Below are 19,137 nucleotides of genomic sequence, written 5' to 3'. Positions count from 1 at the left end.
TGCTCTTTGGAGAGGTCTACATCGCCTTTCCAAGCAAAAATGGCAACTGGCGGGGGCCTCTGACGGTTCCCTGTGACCAGGTCACCGTGCCTGCCGGATCGAGGGCGAAGTCCGGAATTCGCTTCAGCCATTCCTCCAGCGCAACCTGCATCTCCATGCGCGCAAGGTTCGAGCCGACGCAGCGGTGGATGCCGAGGCCGAACGCGGCGTGGCGGTTCTCGCGGCGATCAATCACGACCTTGTCAGCATCCGGAAACATTTTCGGGTCACGGTTGGCGGCCGGGAAGGACAGCAGCACCATGTTGCCCGGCTTGACCGGGCAGCCTGAGACCGTTGTCTCCTTGACCACTTCGCGCGCCATCGTCACCGGCGAATAGGCCCGCAGCAGCTCTTCCACCGCGGTCGGGACCAGCCCGGGCTCGGCGACCAGGCGCTCGCGGTCGGCGGGCGTCCGGGCGAGGTGCCAGAGCGAGGAGCCGATCGCGCTCCAGGTGGTGTCGATGCCGGCAATCAGGAGCAGGCGCAACGAGCCCAGCACATGCGAATCCTCGAGCGGATTGCCGTCCTTGTCCCTGGCATTCATCAGGTAGGAAATAAGATCGTCGGTCGGCTTGGTCTTGCGCGCCTCGATGTGGGCGCTGAAATAGACGGTCATCTCCTGCACGGCCTGGAGCAGCGTGTTTTCATCCTTGATGCCAAGTTCCAGGATCATGTGGATCCAGCGGATGAAGAGATCGCTGTCTGTCTCGGGGATGCCGAGCATGTGTGCGATCGCGCGAACCGGAATGTGCTTGGTGTAGCGCTCTGCCGCGTCCAGTCGGTCTTCCGTGATGAAACCGTCGATCAACTCGTTGCAGATCGCGCGCACCCGCGGCTCCAGCTTCTTCATCGCGTCCGGCGTGAACGGCGGCAGCAGCAATTGCTTGGCTGGCTTGTGCACCGGCGGATCGGACGTGATCGGCGGGGCGGAGTTTCTGCTGGTGATCTCCGGTCGAACGTCACGGACGATGATGCGGCGTGAGGAGAAATGCTCACTGTCATTGGCGATCTCGCGCACCGCTTCATAGGTCGTCGGCAGGTAGCAGCCGAGGAAGCGCTCGGTATGCACGACCGGGCTTGCGGCGCGCAGCTCGTCCCAGATCGGGAAGGGATCTTCCGTCCATTGCGGATCGGTGTGGTCGAAATCATGGACCCAGTCGGTCACGGGCGGATGGGCGGCGGGCTGGCTGATGTCGGACATCTCGAAATCCCTTGGGGCTCGTGGTCGCGGAAGGCACGCGGGCAGAGGCGGGACGCGCTACTCCTCGATCACGTCGATCGCGATTTCCGGACAATTGGATTTGGCAAGCCAGGCCTTGTCTTCGAGGCCGGGTGGGACCGTGCCGTCGCCGGCCTCGTGGGCGTTGCCGTATTCGTCGAGCTCGAACAGCTCCGGCGCCAGCGCGTTGCAGCGCGCGTGCCCCTGGCATCTGTCGGGATCGACGTGAACCCTCAGTCGCTCTGTCATGGCGGCTTCCTCGGTCGTGTGCGCTCCAGCCCGAAGGCGGCGCGCGCTCCCATTTGCGTTTTTGTTCAAGTTATAGGCTATTACATTCGCGGCAGGCTTCCCCTGTCAAGCGCAAACTTATAGGCTCTGCGCAACATGCGTTCACAACTTGCCCGCAAGCCCGAGAATACCTACCACCACGGCGATCTCCGCGACGCCTTGATCAAGGCCGCGCTGCGCGAAGCCGAGCAGGGCGGGACGGAGGCGATCAGCATCAAGGCGCTGGCAAAGCAGCTGGGTGTCTCGCAGCCGGCGCCCTACCGGCATTTCGCCGATCGCGAGGCGCTGCTTGCGGCGGTGACGGCGGAGGCGTTCCGGCAGCTCAGCGCGCTTCTGCGTGCGGCGATGGCAAAGCCGTCGAAGCGATCGAAGCTGTCGCTGCTGGCGCAGGCGACGCTGGATTTCGGCTTACGCCGCAATGGCATCTACCGCTTGATGTTCGCTTCGCGCACGGTGTCGTGTGCGGCGAAAGGCAGCGAGCTGCACGAAGCGACACGCGAAACGTTTGCGCTCGTGATCGAGGCACTGGAAGCTCCGGCAGTCGATTACCTGCGCGAGCGGCAGGCGCTCAAGATCTGGGCGGCGCTGCATGGCGTGGTGATGCTGGCCGAGCAGGGGCTGTTCACCGGCGAGGCGGCCCATGCCACGCGCGAGGACCTTGTCGAGGATTTTGTCAGCGAAACGAAGGCCGCGCTTGCGGCGGCGATCAAGGGCGCGCGACGCCGGAAAAAGGCCGGCGCTTAAGCCTTCGCCGCCAACAGCTTCATCAGCTTCTCGACGGCGCTGTCAGGCGTGGTCACGACAGGGCGACCGGTAGCTTCTGCAACGAGGGGCGCAGTTGCCGCGATGCTGAACTGCGCGAGCGCGACGACGTCGCAATCGCGCAAATCATGTGAGGATTCCACGATCAGCCGGTCATGCGTAGCGCGGTCGCCACGGTCGAGTGCGGCCAGCGCGCCTTCGGCAAGTTTGGGCACGACCTGGACAGAGGCAGGAAACTCCGGCGGCATCGAGGCCAGCGTCGGCGCGAAGGTCGAGAGCAGGCCGATACGCCGGCCCATCGTCACTGCCCGCTCGATCATGGCTTCGTTCGGCTTGAGCACCGGCATCGGCGCATGCGCGCGCGCAACCGCCTCGATGCAGGGACCGAAGGCCGAGCAGGTGAACAGGATCGCATCCGCGCCTGTCGCCGCGGCGTAGCGACCGAGCACAAGAAAGCGTTCGGTCATGGCATCATTGAGCTTGCCCTCACGCGCCAGATCCGCCGACAGGCTGTCGTCGAGCAGGTTCATCAGCCGCGCTTCCGGCCACGCCTTCGCGAACGCAGCTTCGATCGGGGCGATGGAATGCTTGAGGGCGTGGATCAGGGCGATGCGAAGGGACGTCGGCATTGAACGTTACTACCTGGTAGATCTCGTGCCCCGGACGCGGCGCAATGCGGAGTATTGCGCCGCAGAGCCGGGGCCCATTGTGGCCGCTGGGTCCCGGCTCTGCGCAGCAGCGTTGCACGCTGCAGCGCGTCCGGGACACGAGAGGCGTTTACTTGAACGGCACCGCGTACATCAAGCCGCCCTTGCTCCAGAGGCCGTTGAGGCCGCGCTCGAGCTTGAGCGGGCTCGCCTTGCCGACATTGCGCTCGTAGATCTCGCCGTAATTGCCGGTGGCCTTGATGGCCGTGACCAGCCATTTGTTGTCGAGCCCGAGCCGGGAGCCGAGATCGCCGGAGGCACCGAGCAGGCGTTGGATCGCGGGCGTCTGCGACTTCGCCATCTCGTCGACATTGCCTTGTGTGACGCCAAGCTCTTCGGCCTCGATCAAGCCGTAATGCAGCCAGGTGATGATGTCGCTCCAGACTTCATCGCCATTGCGGGTGAAGGGGCCGAGCGGCTCCTTGCTGATGGTCTGCGGCAGCACGACGTAGTCGGCCGGGTTCGGCGCCGCGGTCGTCACGGCGCCTGCGAGCGCGGAAGCGTCTTGGGTCATGGCATCGCAACGGCCGCCGAAGAAGGTCTGGTACATGGTGTCGACGCGGTCGAACACCAGCGGCTTCCAGTCGATGCCGTTGGCGCGGCCGTAATCGCCGAGCGTGACCTCATGCGTGGTGCCCTGCGCGACGCAGACGGTGGCGCCCTTGAGGTCCTTGATCTCCTTCACGCCGAGGTCTTTCTTCACCACAAAGCCCTGACCGTCGTAGAAGTTGATTGGGCCTTGCCGCAGGCCCAGCGTGACGCCGCGCAGATAGGTCTGCGTCGAGTTGCGGTAGAGCACGTCGATCTCGCCGGACTGGAGCGCGGTGAAGCGGTTCTGCGCGGTCAGCGAGACGTAACGCACCTTGCTGGCATCGCCGAGCACGCCGGCGGCGAGCGCGCGGCAATAATCGACATCGAGACCCTTGTAATTGCCTTGCGAGTCCGGCGCGGAGAAGCCGGCAAAACCGGCGCTGACGCCGCATATCAGCGTGCCGCGGCCCTTCACAGTGTCGAGCGTCGCCGCCGATGCGACCACGGTCGATGCCGCGAGCACGCCGGCTATGATAACCACTTTCCTCATCATGTTATTCTCCCCTCAGTGATTGACACGACGCAATACGTTGTCGACAGCCGTGCCGAGCTTGTCGACGATCAGATCGATCTCGTCAGCCGAAACGATATAGGGTGGCGCCAACAGCACGTGGTCGCCACGGACGCCGTCCACGGTGCCGCCGCCGGGATAGCAGCCGAGGCCGTCGGCGAGGGCCTCCGCCTTGATCTTCTGGTTCAGCTTCAGCGCGGGATCGAACGAGGTCCGGCTGCCGCGATCGGCGACAAGCTCGATCGCCCAGAACAGGCCGCGGCCCCTGATGTCGCCGATATGGCGGTGGTTACCGAAACGCTCGGTGAGCCGCTGCTCGAGCTGCTTGCCGCGCTCCTTGACCCGGTCGAGCAAGCCGTCCTCGCGGATCACGTCCTGCACCGCGAGCGCGGCAGCGCAGGCGAGGGGATGCGCCAGATAGGTGTGGCCGTGCAGGAAGGCGCCCGAGCCGGCGCGAATGGCGTCGATGATCTTGCCACTGGTGAGCATTGCACCGATCGGCTGGTAGCCGCCGCCGAGGCCCTTGGCGATCGCCTGGATGTCGGGTGCCACGCCTTCCTGCTCCCATGCATGCGTGGTGCCGGTGCGGCCCATGCCGCACATGACCTCGTCGAGGATGAGCAGGGCACCGTGTCGGTCGCAGATCTCGCGGACCGCCCTGTAATAACCGTCCGGCGCGGTCACGGCACCTGCGGTGGCGCCGACGACGGGCTCTGCGAGGAACGCGGCGACCGTATTGGGACCGAGGCGCTGAAACTCGGCTTCGAGTTCGGCCGCAAGCCGGGCGACGAATTGCGCATCGGATTCGCCATCGTGCTTCTCGTGATAGGCGAAGGCCGGGGTCACGTGGCTGAAGGCGTCGGAGAGCAGCGGCGCATAAGGCGCACGCCGCCAGGCATTGCCGCCGGCAGCCAGCGCGCCGAGCGTATTGCCGTGATAGCTCTGGCGCCGGGCGATGAAATGCTGCCGCTGCGGCTCGCCGCGCTCGATGAAATATTGCCGGGCGATCTTGATGCTGGCTTCGACCGCTTCCGACCCGCCGCTGACGAAATAGGCGTAGGCGAGGCCGCCGGGCTCATGGCCGACCAGCCTCTCGGCCAGCGCCTCGGCCGGCTCGGACGAGAAGAACGCCGTGTGGGCGTACGCCAGTGTCGAGGCCTGCTTCGTCAGCGCCGCGATGACGCGTGGATGCTGGTGGCCAAGGCAAGAGACCGCCGCGCCGCCGGAGGCATCGATCACGCGGCGTCCGTCCTCGGCAAAGAGATAGACGCCTTCGCCGCCGATTGCCTTGGGCGGCGTTTCGCGCAGCGAGCGATGCAGCACGCGGCTGGTGCGAGCGGCCATGGGTCAACCTTTCTCTGATACGTAAGTTGAAGCCGCGGCCAGCCGCGCCTCGGTATTCTCCAGGCGCTTCTTCGCGGCCGTGCCGCCGAGCGAGAACGTCACGGCCGCGAGCGATTGGGCGATCGCAATGGCGCCGGTCAGGCTCGGGAAAAAGCCGGGAGAGGAAGCCGCTTCGAACAGCAGCACGTGGTCGGCGCCTTCAGCCATCGGCGCCGAAGAGCTATCGGCGATCGCGATCAGGGCCGCGCCGGCACGATAGGCGGCCTGCGCGACCCGGACACTGGCATGTGTGTAGGGCATGAAGCCGATGACGATGACAGCTTCGCCGGGCCGGAATGCGCCGAGGTCGAGATCGTCGGGGCCGGACGCGCCGACGAGTTGCACCTGTTCGGGACGAAACAGCCGGAGCTCGTAATTCAGCAGTTCCGCGACGCTGCGGCAGCTTCGGTAGCCGGTGATCCAGATCCGCTTGGCGTCGTGGAGCGCGCGCGCCGCCTCGGCAATCGGCTGGGCCGGGATGCGCGGAAGGCCGGCGGCCTCGGCCTCGAGCTTGTCGGTGACGAGCGCGACATCGGCGTTCGGGCCGTGGCGGCGGCTCCTGGCGCGGCCGGAGAAGGGCGCGATCTGCGAGGGGCGCCGCGCCTCCGTCAACGCCGCGCGCAATTCATCCCAGCCAGAATAACCGATCGCTTTGGCAAGCCGCGTGAACGCGGCGGGATCGGCGCCGGCAACCGCCGCGAGATCGCGCATCGAACGCGTGGTGGCGTCGTAATCGTTGGCCGCGACGAAACGCCCGACCTCCTGCAACCGCATCGGAAGCGATGGCAATGCAATGCGCAGTTCGCTCAGCGGCGAGGATTTCGCGGGCTCGGCCATGAAACATTTGTTGCACAAAGTGGAGTTTGGTGCAACACTTGACGTACGCCGCCGGAAATCGTCGTCTTGAGAAGGATTTTTGTGCTGTGACGTCAGACGCTCCGAGACCGCCGCCGCGCCGCCGCTTCTTTGGCGCTTTCGGACAACGCGAGCTGAAAGGCCTGTTCTGGCAGGCCCTGGTGGTCGGGATCGCAGTCGCGGTCATCGCCTTTCTCTGGTCCAACACGGTCACCAATCTCTCCGCGCGCCGCATTACGACCGGTTTTGCCTTCCTCGGCCGTGAGGCCGGCATGCCCATCTCCGACAGCCTGCTCGCCTACAATCCGAGAGACTCATATCTCTGGGCCTTCGTCGTCGGCATCGCCAACACCCTGCGCGTTGCCGTGATCGGAATCGTGCTTGCAACCATCCTGGGCACGGTGATCGGCATCTCGCGGCTGTCGGCCAATTGGCTGCTGTCGCGGCTCGCCGCAGTGTATGTCGAAACGCTCCGCGACATCCCGCTGCTGCTCCAGCTCCTGTTCTGGTACGTGCTGATGCAGGCGCTGCCGGCAGCGCGCGCGGCATGGCGGCCGATCGAGGGCGTGTTCCTGTCCAATCGCGGGTTGATCCTGCCGGCGATTCCGATCGGGACGCCGCAGCTTTGCGTGCTCGGCGCGGCAGTGTTCGGGCTTGTCGTGTTCTACGTCATCCGGCGGCGGCTCATCGCGCAGCAAATGCGCGACGGCAAGCCGCGGCCGTCCTGGCCTTTTGGACTCGGCTTGCTTGTTGTGCTGCCTGCGGCGGTGTCCGTGCTTCTCGGCGTGTCCTGGACGATCGAATGGCCGGAGCTGCGCGGCTTCAACTTCGTCGGCGGGCTGACGCTCGCGCCGGAATATTTCGCGTTGCTGATCGCGCTCGTCACCTACACCTCGGCCTTCATCGCCGAGATCGTGCGCAGCGGCATCCAGTCGGTGCCGCGCGGCCAGTGGGATGCCGCCAATGCGCTGGGACTGCGCCGGAGCTTCATGCTGCGGCAGATCATCCTGCCACAGGCGCTACGCGTCATCGTGCCCCCAATGACGAGCCAGTACCTCAACCTGACCAAGAACTCCTCGCTCGCGGTGGCGATCGGCTATCAGGACGTGGTCTCGATCGCCAACACGACGTTGAACCAGACCGGGCAGGCGATCGAGGCCATTGCGTTGATCATGGCGGTGTTTCTCACCATCAGCCTCGGCATCAGCTTCTTCATGAACTGGTACAATTCGCGCATCGCGCTGGTGGAGCGCTGACCATGACGGCGATCGCCGACATTCCGGAAGTACCGCGCGCCGCCCGCCGCCCGCAGATCGGCAATCCGGTGCTGCGCTGGCTGCGCACCAATTTGTTCTCGTCTATCCCGAACGGCATTCTCTCGGTCGTGTTGCTGGCAGTGCTCGCAAAGGGCCTCTTTAGCTTCGCGCAGTGGGGCATCGCCAATGCGGTCTGGCTCACCCCGGCGAACGATTCCAGCGCCTGCCGCGCGGTACGCGGCGTCGGTGCATGCTGGGCGATCATCCCCGAGAAATACCGCTTCATCCTGTTTGGCACCTATCCGTTCGACGAGCAGTGGCGGCCGGCGCTGGCGGTGCTGCTGTTCATCGCCCTGTTCTATCTCTCCACCCGCCGCGCCTTATGGCGGCGCGAGCTGGCCTATCTCTGGATCGCCGCTCTCGCGCTGATCAGCATGCTGATGTGGGGCGGCATACTCGGCCTGTCGTTCGTCTCGCAGGACCGTTGGGGCGGCCTCCCGGTGACGCTGATCCTGGCGACCTTTGGTCTGGCTTTCGGCTTCCCGCTCGGCATCCTGGTCGCACTCGGCCGGCGCTCAAAACTGCCGGCGATCCGCTCGCTCAGCGTGCTCTATGTCGAGCTGATCCGCGGCGTGCCGCTGGTCAGTCTGCTGTTCATGGCGAGCGTGATGTTTCCGCTGTTCATGCCGAACGGATTCAACATCGACAAGCTCCTGCGCGCGCAGGTCGCGATCATCCTGTTCGCGGGCGCTTACCTGGCCGAAGTCATTCGCGGCGGCCTCCAGGCCGTGCCCCGCGGGCAATACGAGGCCGCCGATGCGCTCGGGTTGTCATACTGGCGCAAGAACCGGCTGATCGTCCTGCCGCAGGCGATCCGTCACGTCATCCCGCCGCTGGTCAACACCTTCATCGCGTTCTTCAAGGACACCAGCCTGGTCCTGATCATCGGTATCTTCGACCTGCTGACGACGTCCAAGACCGCGATCATCGATCCGGCGTGGCAGCAATTCTCCGTCGAAGTCTACATCTTCGTCGCCGGGATCTATTTTGTCTTCTGCTTCGCGATGTCGCGGTATAGCCGGAGCCTGGAGGCGGCAAGCGAAAGGTGAGTATCTCTCTTGTCCCGGACAAGGTGCTACGCGAAACGCTGCGCCGCATCCGGGGCACGAGAGCGGAGACCTAGTTCTTCACCCGCGGATCAATTGGCGTCGTGCCACGCACGCCCAAGATATCCTCCAGCGTCTTCGCGCCGGCGATCACCTGCGCATCAGCGCGCGGAGCCCCGACGACCTGCAGTCCGACCGGCAGGCCCGACGCCGTGAAGCCGCAGGGCAGCGAAAGCGCGGGACAGCAGGCGAGCGTGATCGCATAGACGATGCCGAGCCACTCGACGTAATTGTCGAACTTCTTGCCGGCGCATTCGGCGACATAGCGGTGCTCGATCGGGAAGGGCGGCACGATGGTGGTCGGTACCAGCAGCAGATCGTAGCTCTTGAAGAACTCGACCGCACGCGCGGTCATGCCGACGCGCTGCGCCTCGGCGCGTTCGAGTTGCTCGATCGTAAGCTTGAGGCCTTCCTCGATGTTCCAGATCACTTCGGGCTTGAGCAGGTCGCGCTTGGTGCGCAGCAGCTGTGCCTTGCTGATCGCGAAGTCGAACGCGCGCAGCACGTGGAAGCACTCATGCGCCTCGCGCCAGTCCGGATGTGCCTCCTCGACGATGACGCCGGCTTCGGCAAAGCGTTCCGCCGCCTTTCGCGTGATTGCTTTGACTTCGGGATCGACCGGCGTGATACCGAGGTCTGGCGAGTAGGCGATGCGCTTCGGTTTGCTGCCTGACTGCGCCGCCGAGAGAAACGAGGTCAACGGCGCCGGCAGCGACAGCGGATCGGCGGCATAGTCGCCGCTCATGGCGTCGAGCAGCAGCGCGAGATCCTCGACGTTGCGTGCCATCGGACCGACGACGCCGAGATTACGATCGATGGCTGATTTTGGAGTATGCGCGACCCGGCCGATGCTCGGCCGCATCCCCACGACGCCGCAGAAAGCTGCCGGACTGCGCAGACTGCCGCCCATGTCCGAGCCCTGCGCGAGCCAGGCCATGCCGGTCGCGAGCGCAGCGGCCGCGCCGCCTGACGAGCCGGCTGCCGACTTGGACGTATCCCAGGGATTGAGCGTTGCGCCGAACACCTCGTTGAAGGTGTTGGCGCCCGCACCGAATTCCGGCGTGTTGGATTTGGCGTAGACGACCGCGCCGTTACCTTCGAGGTTCTCCACCATGAGGTCGGACTGTTTGGGCACATTGTCCTTGAAGATCGGCGAGCCCTGGGTGTTCAGCACGCCAGCAACGTCGGTCAGATCCTTGATCGGCACCGGCAGGCCTGCGAGTAATCCGCGCGCACCGGCCGGCTTCCGCATCAGCGCCTTTGCGCTATCCCGCGCGCGATCGAAGCACAGCGTCGGCAGCGCGTTGACCTTGCCGTCGACTTCGCCGATACGCTTCTCCAGCACATCCAACAGTTCCAGCGGCGAGACGTCGCCGGACCGCAGCTTGTCGACGACGGTGCAGGCGGTTTCGCGGATCAACTCTTGAGACAACTATTTTACTCCTGTACTTGTTCAAGCGTCATTGCGAGCGCAGCGAAGCAATCCAGTCTGTCAAGGCGGAAAGATTCTGGATTGCTTCGCTGCGCTCGCAATGACGAGATTAATCAACCCCAGCCCGCGCTGATGCCGCCGTCCACCGTGTAGATCACGCCGGACGTGTAGCCCGCGCGATCCGACGCCAGGAACGCCATCAGGTCGCCGATCTCGCGCGCATGCGCAGGCCTGCCGAGCGGCAGGCTCTTCTGGAATTCCTTGTAGCGGCTCTCGTCGCCGAACTGGTGCTTTGCCCGGGTCTTCAGCAGGGTGACGTGACGATCGGTGCCGACAGGGCCGGGATTGATGCCGACCACGCGGATGTTGTCGGCGAGGCTCTTGCCCCCGAGCGCGCGGGTGAAGGCCATCAGGGCGGCATTGCCGGCGCTGCCGCAAATGTAGTTGGCGTCGAATTTCTCGCCGGCGGCGCCGATGTCGTTGACGATCACGCCGCCGCCCTTCGCCTTCATCTGCGGATAGATCATGCGCGTGAGGTTGATGTAGCCGAACACTTTCAATTCCCAGGCGTGCCGCCAGGTCGCCTCGTCGATCTTGTCGATGGAGCCGCCGGGAATGTCGCCGGCATTGTTGACGAGCACGTCGATGTCGGCGGCTTCCTTGGCGAGCCGCGTCAAATCCTCGCTCTTGCGCAAATCGACGATGCTCGTGGCGGCATCGATCTGGTGCGCCGAGCGCAAGCGCTCGGCCAGAGCCTTGAGCTGATCGCCGTTGCGGGCGGCGAGGAGGAGATGGCAGCCTTCCTCGGCAAAGGCCTCGGCGGCAGCTGCGCCGATGCCCTTGGACGCGCCCGTGATCAGGACGCGCTTGCCACGCAGATGCAGATCCATGGGAGTCACTCGCAGGAGAGGAACGGGAATAAAATCAGTAGGCGGTCGGCCGCGCCATGGTCAACATTGCAGTGCAGCGTTGCACTGCCGCCGCGTTTGGTCCATTGCAGTGCGGTCAAAAAGGCGGCGGCTGCCGGAGCAATCAAGGACGTTCTCGATGAGCAAGAAACAATACCGGATCGCGGTCATTCCTGGCGACGGCATCGGCAAGGAAGTGATGCCGGAGGGTCTGCGCGTTCTGGAGACCGCGGCGAAGAGGCACGGGGTGTCCCTTCATTTCGATCATTTCGACTTCTCGTCCTGGGACTATTACGAGAAGCACGGCCAGATGATGCCGGACGACTGGAAGGACAAGATCGGCAAGCATGACGCGATCTATTTCGGCGCGGTCGGCTGGCCGGCCAAGATTCCGGATCACGTCTCGCTGTGGGGCTCGCTGATCAAGTTTCGCCGCGAGTTCGATCAGTATGTGAATCTGCGCCCGGTACGGCTGATGCCGGGCGTGCCGTCGCCGCTGGCCAACCGCAAGCCCGGCGACATTGATTTCTGGGTGGTGCGCGAGAACACCGAAGGCGAATATTCCTCCGTCGGCGGCCGCATGTTCCCGGACACCGACCGTGAGTTCGTGACGCAGCAGACGGTGATGACCCGCATCGGCGTCGATCGCATCCTGAAGTTCGCGTTTGAACTCGCGCAGTCGCGGCCGAAGAAGCACCTGACGTCGGCGACCAAGTCGAACGGCATCTCCATCACCATGCCCTATTGGGACGAGCGCGTGGAGGCGATGGCGAAGAAGTTTCCGGGCGTGAAGTGGGACAAGTACCACATCGATATTTTGACGGCGAATTTCGTGCTGCACCCGGATTGGTTCGACGTCGTGGTCGGCTCCAATTTGTTCGGCGACATCCTGTCCGATCTCGGCCCGGCCTGCACCGGCACCATCGGCATCGCGCCATCAGGCAACATCAACCCCGAGGGCAATTTCCCGTCGGTGTTCGAGCCGGTGCACGGCTCGGCGCCCGACATCGCGGGGCAGGGCATCGCCAATCCGATCGGCGCAATCTGGTCCGGCGCGATGATGCTCGAACATCTCGGCGAGAAGGAAGCCGGCAAGTCGATCGTCGATGCGATCGAGCGCACGCTGGCCGAGCGCACGCTCCGCACCAAGGACCTCGGCGGCAACGCCGACACCACGGCTTGCGGCAAGGCGGTCGCGGACATGGTGGATTAGAGCGCTCCTGTCCCTCCCCCCTTGTGGGGGAGGGTGGCTTCGATGCGAAGCATCGAAGACGGGTGAGGGGTTGTCTCCGCGGAGACAGACCTCTCAATTGTGCATTTCTCTTCGTGGAGAGAGACCCCTCATCCGGCGCTTCGCGCCACCTTCTCCCACAAGGGGAGAAGGGAAGAGCCGCGTGCTCTGTCTCACTACCCCGCGATCTTCTCGATCGCCGCCTGATCCAGCCCAAACGTTTTCCCAGCCAGCAAAATATCCCGCCAGGTGGTCGGATCGACCGGGATGCCTTCCGCGAGCCGCTTCTTCTTCGTCTCGCGCTCGGGCTCGCCGGCGATCTTCACCTTGTCGACGCCGGGGGCCGGCGGTGAGCCCGTGTGCCACGCGACGAAGCTCTCGACTTCGCGCGCGAGATTCTCCGCGGTGCCGAGCTTGGCCGGATCGATGATGATCGAGAGCATGCCATTGAGGACGTTGTACTTGCCATCGGACGGGCCCTTGACCACCTGACCGCCGGAGAGCGCGCCGCCGAGGATTTCGCACACCAGCGCGAGTCCCGAACCCTTGTGCTCGCCGAACGGCAGGATGGCGCCGTACGGCGGGATCACGGTGTAGCGCGGGTTGGTGGTCGGCTTGCCCTCGTTATCGATGATGGTGCCGGGCTCGAGCTCGACGCCCTTGTTGTGGGCGACGCGGGTCTTGCCCTGCGCGATCCTGCTGGTGGCGAAGTCGAGCACGATGGGGTCCTTGCCCGCGCGCGGGATGCCGACGCAGAACGGGTTGGTGCCGTGGCGCCCATCGCTGCCGCCCCAGGGCGCCACGATCGGGCGCGAGATCACGTTGACGAAGTGAATCGAGACCAGTCCGTGGTCGATGCACTGCTCGGCCCAGTGGCCGATGCGGCCGATGTGATGTGAATTCGAGAGGCCGACGAGACACACGCCGTTGCGCTTGGCGCGCTCGGCTGCGAGCTCCATCGCTTCATGGCCGATGACCTGCCCGTAGCCGGTGAGGCCGTCGAGCGTGAGCAGCGGACCGGTGTCGAGCACGACCTTGACGTGCCGGTTCACGGCGAGGCCGCCCGTGGTGACGCTCTGGACATAGCGCGGGATCATGCCGACGCCGTGCGAGTCGTGTCCCTTGAGGTTGGCCTCGACCAGATTGGTGGACACGAGCTCGGCCTCGCGGTCCGTGGAGCCGCCGGCCTTGACGATGGCACTGATGGCTTCGATGAGCGGCTGTGCCTTGATGGTGCGATAGTCGGCCATTGTTGGCGCTCTTATCCCTTTCCAAGATTGCGGTGCGTAGGGTGGGTTAGGCGAAGCCGTAACCCACCTCTTCTGTCTTCGCGAACGTCGAGGGTGGTGGGTTACGCTTCGCTAACCCACCCTACGTTTTCACGATCCGGCGGCAGTGCTCCCACGCCGCATAAATGAGGTTCTCGCTCGCCTCCGGGGTCCGGAACGCCGAATGCGCCGACAACGTTACGTTCGGCAGCTTGGTCAGCGGATGATCGCCGGGCAATGGCTCGATGTTGAAGACGTCGAGGCCGGCATGGCGGATGTGGCCCGACTTCAGCGCATCGATCATGGCGGCCTCGTCGACGACGGCGGCGCGGGCGGTGTTGATGAGGATGACGCCCGGCTTCATCTTCGCGATCATCTCGCGGGTGATCATGCCGCGCGTCTCGTCGTTGAGCAGCAGATGCAGCGATACGACGTCTGCTCTCGCCAACACCGAATCGAGATCGACGAATTCCACGCCCGGATAGCTCTTCGGCGAGCGGTTCCAGGCGATCACCTTCATGCCGCTGCCCGAGGCAATGCGCGCGACCTCCGCGGCAATACCGCCGAAGCCGATCAGGCCGAGCGTCTTGCCCGTGAGCTGCATGCCGTCTTCGCGCAGCCAGTTTCCGCCGCGCATCTCGCGGTCCATCATCGCGATGACGCGGGCCGAAGCCCACATCAGCGCGATCGCGCATTCCGCCACCGCCGTGTCGCCATAGCCCTTGATCAGGTGCACGGAGATGCCGAGCTCAGCGAGCTCCTCCGGGTTCATGTAGCTGCGCGCGCCGGTGCCGAGGAACACGACATGCTTCAGCCCCGCGCACTTCTTTGCGACATCGGTCGGCAGCGCGGTGTGGTCGACGATCGCGATCTCGGCGCCGTCGAGGATCTCGGGATATTGCTCGGGCTTGATGTCGGGATCCCTGTGGATCCGCACCTTGGGATCGCCCGGTTGCTCCAGCCGCTCCAAGATCACGGCGAGGGCTTCATTGGCGTCGACGAAAACTCCGCGCATGATTCTCTCCGGTCAGGATGCGACGCCGGCGATCGCCAGCACCGTGTGCATGAGGACGTTGGTGCCCGCGGCGCAATCGGGCTGCGTAGCGTCTTCCAGCTCGTTGTGGCTGATGCCGTCCTTGCAGGGCACGAACACCATTGCGGCGGGCATGATTGTGTTGAGATTGCAGGCGTCGTGGCCGGCGCCGGAGGTAATGCGGCGAGAGGAGTAGCCGAGCGTCTTCGCCGCGTTTTCCACCGCTGCAATGAGCTTCGGATCGAAATGCGTCGGCGGCTTGCGCCAGACCAGGTCGATCTTCACCTCGACCTTGCGGCGTGCGGCGATCTCGGCAATCGCGCTACGAAGATCGCGATCGAGCGCATCCATGATCGCGTCATCCGCGCTGCGGCAATCCATGGTGAAGGCGATCTCGCCGGGAATGACGTTGCGTGAAGGGTTTGCGATCACGGCCTCGCCGATGGTGCCGACTGCCTTCGGCCCGTGCTTCCTCGCAATGGCTTCCATCGCCAGCACGATCTCGGACAGCGTCGCCAGCGCATCGCGCCGCAGCGGCATCGGTGTCGATCCGGCATGACTCTCGAAGCCGGAAATCTTGCCGTCGTACCAGAGCACGCCCTGGCCGGAATCGACCACACCGATGGTCTTGCCTTCGGCCTCCAGGATCGGGCCCTGCTCGATGTGCAGCTCGACGAAGCAGCCGAGCTTCTGGAACCCGACCGGCTTGTCGCCGCGATAGCCGATGCCGTCGAGCGCCTGGCCGACGGTGGTGCCATCGGCGTCCTTGCGCGACAGGATGTCGTCGGTGGTGAAGTCGCCGACATAGGCGGCGGAGGCCATCATCGCGGGAGCGAAGCGTGAGCCCTCTTCGTTGGTCCAGTTGACGACGCAGATCGGCGCTTCGGTTTCGATTCCGGCATCGTTCAGCGTGCGGATCACTTCGAGCGCACCGAGCGTTCCCAGAATGCCGTCATATTTGCCGCCGGTGGGCTGGGTGTCGAGATGCGAGCCGATGCCGACGGGCAGCTTCGACATGTCGCGACCCTTGCGCAGGCCGAATTGCGAGCCGAGCGCATCGGTGTGCACCTCTAGGCCAGCGTCCTCGCAGGCCTTGCGGAACCAGTCGCGCACCAGCTTGTCCTCCGCGCTCAGCGTCAGCCGCCGCACGCCGCCCTTGGCCGTCGCGCCGAACTGCGCGGTCTCGTGGATGGAGCCCCAGAGGCGGGCGGAATCGATTTGCAAATTGGTGGCGGCTCGGCTCATGCGGTCAGTCTCTCAATTGTCCGGCGCCTGTTTCAATGACGCGCCGGCGCGGGCGCGTCAACTGCGAGGCTGCTCTGCGCAATCTGACATGCAAGCTCTGCGACCCGCTCCACCGCCACGACGTCGGGCGAGGCGAGCCAGCTCGCGGTGAATGTCAGCGGCGCGATTTTGAGATCGGTGTCGAGCAGTTGCAGTCGCCCGTCTGCGAGCTCGCTCTCGACGATGGCGTCGGGGATCACGGCGATGCCGAGACCCTCGACCGCCATGTGGATGACGGTCGCAAGCGAGGCGGAGGCGTGCAGCCGGATCGGCGGCAGCTCCGGCCGGTCGAACACTTCGCGCACGACTTCGTAGGGCCGCGTCTTCCGCGGAAACGTGATGATCGGAAACCGCGCCAGCTCGGCCCGCGTGACCGGTCCATGGCCAAGGCCGAGCGAGGGGCTGGCGAGAAAGCCGATCGGATAGTCGGCGAGGACGCGATTGTGCACCCCGGAGGCAGAGAGCGGCCCCACCACGAAAGCGAGCTCGATCTCCTGCGCAAGCAGGCGCGCGGTCAGGTTCGGCGTGATGTCGACCTCGATCTCCAGCGACAGGTTCGGATAGACCTCGTTCATGCTCTTCACCAGCCGCGGCAGCCAGGTGTGCACGATGGTCTCGGCGACGCCGAGCCGCATCACGCCGCGCATCGCCGAGCGGTCGCCGATCTCGGCGATCATCGCGGCGCGCAGGCCGATCAGCTTCTCCGCATAGACCATCATCTGCCGGCCGCTCGGCGTCGGCGAGGCCACGCGGTGGTCGCGGTTCAACAGCTTCACCCCCATCTCGCGCTCGAGCTGGGCGATGCGCTGCGAGATCGCCGGCTGGGTCGTGTTGAGGCGTGCTGCGGCGCCGCGAAAGCTGCCGAGCTTCACAACCCAGAGAAACGTCTCGATCGATCTGAAGTCCAGCATTGGAAGGATTTTCCCGTCCGATAAATGAAATTTATCGATATTGATTAGAAAGGAAGATTAGACTTTATAGCACGCGTGGTGTTGGCTTGTCTTTGTCGAGTTTATAGGCAGGTCGATCTCATGACTGTTTTGGTGGCAGTGCAGCAAACTGAAACGCCCGACACCCTCCCGAGCCGCAAGGCGCGGCTCGCCTACCGCGAGGGGCTGGTCGCCTCCACCGCCGGCGTTGCCCCCGGCTTCGTCCAGGGCAATCTGGCGATCCTGCCGGCGGAATATGCCGGCGCCTTCCACCGCTTCTGCCAGCTCAATCCCAAGCCGTGTCCGATCATCGGCATGTCCGACGTCGGCAGTCCGCACATCCCGGCGCTCGGCGCGGATCTCGACATCCGCACCGACGTGCCGCGCTATCGAGTCTGGCGCGATGGCGAGGTCGTGGACGAGCCGACCGATGTGACAAAGCACTGGCGCGACGATCTCGTGACCTTCGTGCTCGGCTGCTCCTTCTCGTTCGAAGAGGCGCTGCTCGACGAGGGCATGCCGATCCGCCACATCGAGCACAATGTGCGCGTGCCGATGTATCGCACCAACATCGCCTGCGGCGAGTCCGGTCCCTTCGCCGGTCCCATGGTGGTGTCGATGCGTCCGTTCAAGCCGGCGGATGCGATCCGCGCGGTGCAGATCACCTCGCGCTATCCGGCCGTGCACGGCGCGCCCGTGCATCTCGGCCATCCGCATCTGATCGGCATCAAGGACATCGCCAAGCCCGATTACGGCGATCCGGTCCCGGTTGCAGACGACGAGATCCCGGTGTTCTGGGCGTGCGGCGTGACGCCGCAATCGGTCATCAATGCTGCCAGGCTGCCGTTCGCGATCACGCATTCGCCGGGCCTGATGCTGGTGACGGATCTCAAGAACAGGACCATGGCCGTGATTTAGTGGGCAGCGTTTGCTGCTTCTTCGAGCTTTACCGCACCCATCAATCGCTTCATTCGATCAGCCGAAATTCAGTAACAGGGGACTTTGCCATGACGATCACTCGCCGCGACGTATTGTTGGGAGCCACCGCTACGGCCGCGCTCGTGCCGCTGGCAGCGCGCGCACAGACTTCGGAAGTCGTGATCGGCGTGATCTATCCGTTCTCCGGCGGCAGCGCGCAGCAGGGCGTCGATGCGCAGAAGGCCTATGAGACCGCGCTCGAGGTCATCAACAAGGCCACGGATTTCGACCTGCCGCTGGCCAAGGGCGAAGGCCTGCCGGGCCTCGGCGGCGCAAAAGTCCGCCTCGTGTTCGCCGACCATCAGGCCGATCCGCAGAAGGGCCGTGCCGAAGCCGAGCGCCTGATCACGCAGGAGAAGGTCTGCGCCATCATCGGCACCTATCAGAGCGCGGTCGCCGTCACGGTCAGCCAGATCTGCGAGCGCTACCAGATCCCGTTCGTCTCGGCCGACAATTCCTCACCCAGCCTGCATCGCCGCGGCCTGAAATATTACTTCCGCGCCTCCCCGCACGACGAGATGTACTCGGCCGCGATGTTCGACTTCTTCGATGCCTTGAAGAAGAAGGGCACCAAGATCGAGACGCTGTCGCTGTTCCACGAAGACACTATCTTCGGCACCGATTCCGCCAATGCCCAGGCCAAGATCGCCGGCGAGCGCGGCTACAAGATCGTCGCGGACATCAAGTATCGCGCCAACTCGCCCTCGCTTTCGGCCGAGGTGCAGCAGCTCAAGAGCGCCAACGCCGACGTGCTGATGCCGTCGAGCTACACCACCGACGGCATCCTGCTGGTGAAGACCATGGCCGAGCTCGGTTACAAGCCGAACGCGATCGTGGCGCAGGACGCCGGCTTCTCCGAGAAGGCGCTCTATGACGCCGTCGGCGACAAGCTCGAAGGCGTGATCTCGCGCGGCACCTTCTCGCTCGATCTCGCGCAGAAGCGCCCGATGGTCGGCAAGATCAACGAGATGTTCAAGACGCGGTCGGGCAAGGATTTCAACGATCTCACCTCGCGTCAGTTCATGGGCCTGATCATCCTCGCCGACGCCATCAGCCGCGCCAAGTCGACGGACGGCGAGAAGATCCGCGACGCGCTCGCCGCCACCGACATCCCGGGCGAGCAGACCATCATGCCCTGGAAGCGCGTCAAGTTCGACGAGATGGGCCAGAACAACGACGCCGACCCGGTGCTGCTGCAATATGTCGGCGGCAAGTTCGTCACCATCTTCCCGCCGCAGGCCGCGATCGCCGAGGCGATCTGGCCGATGAAGTAAGACACGGCGGGCGGGAGCACAGA

Annotated in this window: 19 protein-coding genes; 6 read left to right on the top strand and 13 right to left on the bottom strand. The window is 64.7% G+C overall.

Translation table 11 applies throughout. From position 1 onward, the window contains the following. Nucleotides 1–16 precede the first annotated feature (16 nt). Nucleotides 17–1,240 (bottom strand): cytochrome P450, encoded by a 1,224-nt coding sequence (locus BRA1253DRAFT_RS10460; RefSeq protein WP_007593782.1) that lies wholly within the window; start codon nucleotides 1,238–1,240, stop codon nucleotides 17–19. Nucleotides 1,241–1,297: 57 nt separating this feature from the next. Continuing rightward, nucleotides 1,298–1,507 (bottom strand): ferredoxin, encoded by a 210-nt coding sequence (locus BRA1253DRAFT_RS10455; protein ID WP_007593780.1) that lies wholly within the window; start codon nucleotides 1,505–1,507, stop codon nucleotides 1,298–1,300. A gap of 135 nt (nucleotides 1,508–1,642) precedes the next feature. Between BRA1253DRAFT_RS10455 and BRA1253DRAFT_RS10450 the strand changes: the two genes are divergently transcribed. After that, on the top strand, nucleotides 1,643–2,290 hold the full coding sequence (locus BRA1253DRAFT_RS10450; protein WP_007593778.1) for a TetR/AcrR family transcriptional regulator: 648 nt from the start codon (nucleotides 1,643–1,645) through the stop codon (nucleotides 2,288–2,290). Here the strand turns inward: BRA1253DRAFT_RS10450 and BRA1253DRAFT_RS10445 are convergent. The 4 genes from BRA1253DRAFT_RS10445 to BRA1253DRAFT_RS10430 all read right to left on the bottom strand — a co-directional run bounded on the left by BRA1253DRAFT_RS10445 (nucleotide 2,287) and on the right by BRA1253DRAFT_RS10430 (nucleotide 6,337). After that, the gene (locus BRA1253DRAFT_RS10445; protein WP_007593776.1) at nucleotides 2,287–2,937 is read right to left on the bottom strand and encodes an aspartate/glutamate racemase family protein; all 651 of its coding nucleotides are present in this window, start codon (nucleotides 2,935–2,937) and stop codon (nucleotides 2,287–2,289) included. The genes BRA1253DRAFT_RS10450 and BRA1253DRAFT_RS10445 overlap by 4 nt on opposite strands. Nucleotides 2,938–3,085: 148 nt before the next feature. Continuing rightward, nucleotides 3,086–4,099 carry an amino acid ABC transporter substrate-binding protein gene (locus BRA1253DRAFT_RS10440; protein WP_007593774.1) on the bottom strand — a complete coding sequence of 338 codons (1,014 nt, stop codon included), beginning with the start codon at nucleotides 4,097–4,099 and terminating at the stop codon, nucleotides 3,086–3,088. Between the two features lie 12 nt (nucleotides 4,100–4,111). Beyond that, nucleotides 4,112–5,461, bottom strand: coding sequence for an aspartate aminotransferase family protein (locus BRA1253DRAFT_RS10435; RefSeq protein ID WP_007593772.1), 1,350 nt, complete (start codon nucleotides 5,459–5,461; stop codon nucleotides 4,112–4,114). A gap of 3 nt (nucleotides 5,462–5,464) precedes the next feature. Next, entirely contained in the window at nucleotides 5,465–6,337 is an 873-nt protein-coding gene (locus BRA1253DRAFT_RS10430) for a MurR/RpiR family transcriptional regulator (protein WP_007593762.1), read from the bottom strand. Between the two features lie 86 nt (nucleotides 6,338–6,423). On the opposite strand from BRA1253DRAFT_RS10430, the gene BRA1253DRAFT_RS10425 reads away from it, so the two are divergent. Both BRA1253DRAFT_RS10425 and BRA1253DRAFT_RS10420 read left to right on the top strand, forming a co-directional pair. Beyond that, a complete protein-coding gene (locus BRA1253DRAFT_RS10425) occupies nucleotides 6,424–7,611 on the top strand; it encodes an amino acid ABC transporter permease (RefSeq protein ID WP_007593761.1) in 1,188 nt (395 codons plus the stop codon). Nucleotides 7,612–7,613: 2 nt separating this feature from the next. After that, nucleotides 7,614–8,720 (top strand): amino acid ABC transporter permease, encoded by a 1,107-nt coding sequence (locus BRA1253DRAFT_RS10420; protein WP_007593760.1) that lies wholly within the window; start codon nucleotides 7,614–7,616, stop codon nucleotides 8,718–8,720. Nucleotides 8,721–8,790: 70 nt separating this feature from the next. Here the strand turns inward: BRA1253DRAFT_RS10420 and BRA1253DRAFT_RS10415 are convergent, their stop codons facing one another. The 3 genes from BRA1253DRAFT_RS10415 to BRA1253DRAFT_RS44405 form a co-directional block, all read right to left on the bottom strand. Continuing rightward, complete coding sequence (locus BRA1253DRAFT_RS10415; protein WP_007593759.1) at nucleotides 8,791–10,209, bottom strand: amidase; 1,419 nt, start codon at nucleotides 10,207–10,209, stop codon at nucleotides 8,791–8,793. Nucleotides 10,210–10,322: 113 nt separating this feature from the next. Further along, on the bottom strand, nucleotides 10,323–11,099 hold the full coding sequence (locus BRA1253DRAFT_RS10410; protein WP_007593758.1) for an SDR family oxidoreductase: 777 nt from the start codon (nucleotides 11,097–11,099) through the stop codon (nucleotides 10,323–10,325). Between the two features lie 5 nt (nucleotides 11,100–11,104). Continuing rightward, nucleotides 11,105–11,245, bottom strand: coding sequence for a hypothetical protein (locus tag BRA1253DRAFT_RS44405; RefSeq protein ID WP_198288235.1), 141 nt, complete (start codon nucleotides 11,243–11,245; stop codon nucleotides 11,105–11,107). Nucleotides 11,246–11,256: 11 nt separating this feature from the next. Between BRA1253DRAFT_RS44405 and BRA1253DRAFT_RS10405 the strand changes: the two genes are divergently transcribed. After that, nucleotides 11,257–12,330 (top strand): tartrate dehydrogenase, encoded by a 1,074-nt coding sequence (locus tag BRA1253DRAFT_RS10405; RefSeq protein ID WP_007593753.1) that lies wholly within the window; start codon nucleotides 11,257–11,259, stop codon nucleotides 12,328–12,330. A 194-nt stretch (nucleotides 12,331–12,524) separates the two neighbouring features. On the opposite strand, the gene BRA1253DRAFT_RS10400 is transcribed toward BRA1253DRAFT_RS10405, so the two are convergent. From BRA1253DRAFT_RS10400 to BRA1253DRAFT_RS10385, 4 genes are all read right to left on the bottom strand, one after another. Further along, nucleotides 12,525–13,598, bottom strand: a complete 1,074-nt coding sequence (locus BRA1253DRAFT_RS10400; RefSeq protein WP_007593751.1) for a malate/lactate/ureidoglycolate dehydrogenase — start codon at nucleotides 13,596–13,598, stop codon at nucleotides 12,525–12,527. Between the two features lie 121 nt (nucleotides 13,599–13,719). Further along, nucleotides 13,720–14,631, bottom strand: a complete 912-nt coding sequence (locus tag BRA1253DRAFT_RS10395) for an NAD(P)-dependent oxidoreductase (protein WP_007593749.1) — start codon at nucleotides 14,629–14,631, stop codon at nucleotides 13,720–13,722. A 12-nt stretch (nucleotides 14,632–14,643) separates the two neighbouring features. Next, the gene (locus tag BRA1253DRAFT_RS10390; protein WP_007593747.1) at nucleotides 14,644–15,894 is read right to left on the bottom strand and encodes a Zn-dependent hydrolase; all 1,251 of its coding nucleotides are present in this window, start codon (nucleotides 15,892–15,894) and stop codon (nucleotides 14,644–14,646) included. A 32-nt stretch (nucleotides 15,895–15,926) separates the two neighbouring features. Continuing rightward, complete coding sequence (locus BRA1253DRAFT_RS10385; RefSeq protein WP_007593745.1) at nucleotides 15,927–16,844, bottom strand: LysR family transcriptional regulator; 918 nt, start codon at nucleotides 16,842–16,844, stop codon at nucleotides 15,927–15,929. 120 nt (nucleotides 16,845–16,964) lie between these two features. Here BRA1253DRAFT_RS10385 and BRA1253DRAFT_RS10380 point away from each other — a divergent pair, with 120 nt between their 5' ends. After that, complete coding sequence (locus BRA1253DRAFT_RS10380) at nucleotides 16,965–17,780, top strand: putative hydro-lyase (protein WP_007593743.1); 816 nt, start codon at nucleotides 16,965–16,967, stop codon at nucleotides 17,778–17,780. Between the two features lie 89 nt (nucleotides 17,781–17,869). Then, the gene (locus BRA1253DRAFT_RS10375) at nucleotides 17,870–19,114 is read left to right on the top strand and encodes an ABC transporter substrate-binding protein (protein ID WP_007593741.1); all 1,245 of its coding nucleotides are present in this window, start codon (nucleotides 17,870–17,872) and stop codon (nucleotides 19,112–19,114) included. Nucleotides 19,115–19,137 lie beyond the last annotated feature (23 nt).

Origin of the sequence: Bradyrhizobium sp. WSM1253 (assembly GCF_000244935.1) — a bacterium.
GTDB lineage: Bacteria > Pseudomonadota > Alphaproteobacteria > Rhizobiales > Xanthobacteraceae > Bradyrhizobium > Bradyrhizobium canariense.
The sequence above is the reverse complement of the archived record's forward strand: the minus strand, read 5'-3'. Positions and strand labels throughout refer to the sequence as shown.